Origin of the sequence: Microbispora cellulosiformans (assembly GCF_008728085.1) — a bacterium.
Lineage (GTDB): Bacteria > Actinomycetota > Actinomycetes > Streptosporangiales > Streptosporangiaceae > Microbispora > Microbispora amethystogenes.
The window spans coordinates 1-2176 of record NZ_VYTZ01000040.1; the positions used below are offsets into that span (position 1 = coordinate 1).

2 protein-coding genes are annotated in these 2176 nt (G+C 70.8%); one reads left to right on the top strand and one right to left on the bottom strand.

From position 1 onward, the window contains the following. A partial coding sequence (locus F5972_RS36705; RefSeq protein ID WP_150940756.1) for an RICIN domain-containing protein occupies positions 1 to 784 on the bottom strand: 784 nt, incomplete at its 3' end. Between the two features lie 1013 nt (positions 785 to 1797). Between F5972_RS36705 and F5972_RS36710 the strand changes: the two genes are divergently transcribed. Beyond that, positions 1798 to 2176 (top strand): endo-1,4-beta-xylanase (locus F5972_RS36710; protein WP_150940758.1); only part of this gene is annotated, 379 nt, incomplete at its 3' end.

Consider the following 2176-nt stretch of genomic DNA (forward strand, 5'->3'; position numbering starts at 1 on the left):
GCACCAGGTCATAGGAGCGCAGGACCGGCGCGCCGGGCGAGTAGTGCATCGTGGAGGCGGAGTAGTAGTAGGTGTCGCCGACCCGGATGATGTCGATGTCGGCGAGGTCGTCCCACAGCACCGGGTTTGTGAACGTCCCCGAGGGCGCGCTCGGGGACGCCGACGGTGACACGGACGGAGACATGGACGGGGACGCCGACGGGGAGCTGGTGCCGCCGTCGACGCGGACGAGCTGCCACTGCTGGTTGGCGCCGCCCCAGTCGGAGTACTGCACGATCTTGCCGCCGTCGGCGGTGGAGGCGTTCTGCACCTCCACGGCCTTGCCGCTGTTGCGGTTGATCAGCCGTACGTAGCCGTCCGCGGAGTCCGCCAGCCGGAACTGCTGGTTGACGCCGTTGCCGTCGCTCCACTGCACGACGGCGGCGCCGTCGGCGGTGGAGAGGTTCGCGACGTCCATCACCTTGCCGGAGTGCCGCGACTGCACGCGGTAGTAGCCACCGCCCGAGTCGACGAACCGCCACTGCTGGTTGTTGCCGTTGTTCCGGGCCCACTGCACGAGCGACCCGCCGTCGGCGGTGGAGAGGTTGTACACGTCCAGGGCCTTGCCGCTGTTGCGGTTGACCAGTACGTACCAGGCGTTGGTGTCGACGGTCGCGGCCGTGGCCGGCGTCATGGCCACGAGCGCGCCGGCGAGCAGGGTCGCGAGCGCCGCGAGCAGGCACGTCAGGAGGGCCGCGGGCGATCGTCTCCGGCGCCCGGTCACACGGGGCGGCGCTGGATGCATTGTCTTCTCCTCTGGGGGTGGAGGCGGTGGGGACGGGTCCGCCGTCCCTCACTGGCGGAGGGACGGCGGACCCGTCCCCGTGACCCCCGGCTGTGGAAGGCGTGGGCCGGGGGCCGGATTCGGCGGATCGGGTGGGAGCGTTCACTGCCGGGGAGCGCCGGACGACCGGATGCGGCCGCCAAGGGCGAGTTATCGCTAACATCGCGGGCCGCGGAAACGGCGCCGTACGGGCCGGCGACGGTTCAGCTCCGGACGACGCCCCGCGGCCGCGCGGGGCGCGAGCCGCGACCACCGGTCACGGGGACAGCGGAGGTCCACGCCGCCCGTGGCCGGGCCGGGCCGGAGAACCGGCGGACCGGCCCGCGTGGTCCCGCGAGCGCTGGTCCTGTGAACGCTGATCCTGTGAGCGTTAACATTTCGGCGATGTGAACTCCCTTCTCACATCTGGCCCATGTCGGTGGTGGTGCGGCGGAGCCAATACGACGACGCGGGGTGTGTCAACACGTGGGCCGTTCCCGGGTGGTCGCCCGTGGCCGGGAGGAGCGCCCGAACTGGGACGACCGTGAAGCGGCCGGTCCGCTCGCCGGCCCGGCCCCGGTGAAACTTTCACAGCCGTTGTCACGGCACGCCGGGGCCCGGGCCGCCGCGGATATCCGCCGGACAGGAGCCTCTCCGGGTGAACGTCCGGCTCCCGCAGGGATAGGGCCCTGACGGCCCGCCGCCGAGAGATCGACACAACGCCTTGACACGTTACGCCGACGTTTCCAGACTGATCCCCGGCGGCCTCCTTCTGCCCGGTCGGTGGTGAACGGCAGAGGCCGCATGCCGGTGCCGCGGTCCGTGACGGGCCGTGTGCGACGTCGCGGGCGTCTTCCCGCGTTCATCCGCGTTCGTCTCAGCACTCGTTCTTTCCGCACCACCGTTCCTTCGGCACCACCGTTCTTTCGGCACCACCGTTCTTTCACACCACGTTCGACAAGCACCCTTGTTCATCTAGCACTGGAGGCTCAGGCATGGACGACACCGCCATACCTGTGAGACGAGCCCGGCGACGACTCGGCGGTTCCCGCCGGGTGCTGGCCGCCGGGGCTCTCGGCATACTCGGGGTGGTGACGGCCCTGGCGGCGTCCACCCCCGTCGGCGCCGCGGAGAGCACCCTCGGGGCGGCCGCCGCGCAGAGCGGCCGTTACTTCGGCACCGCGATCGCGGCCGGCCACCTGAACGACTCGACCTACGTGGCGACCTGGGACCGGGAGTTCAACGGGGTCACCGCCGAGAACGAGATGAAGTGGGGGCCGATCGAGCCGTCCCGCAACTCGTTCAACTGGGGCTCGGCCGACCAGATCGTCAACCACGCGGTCAGCAAGGGCATGAAGGTCCGCGGGCACACGC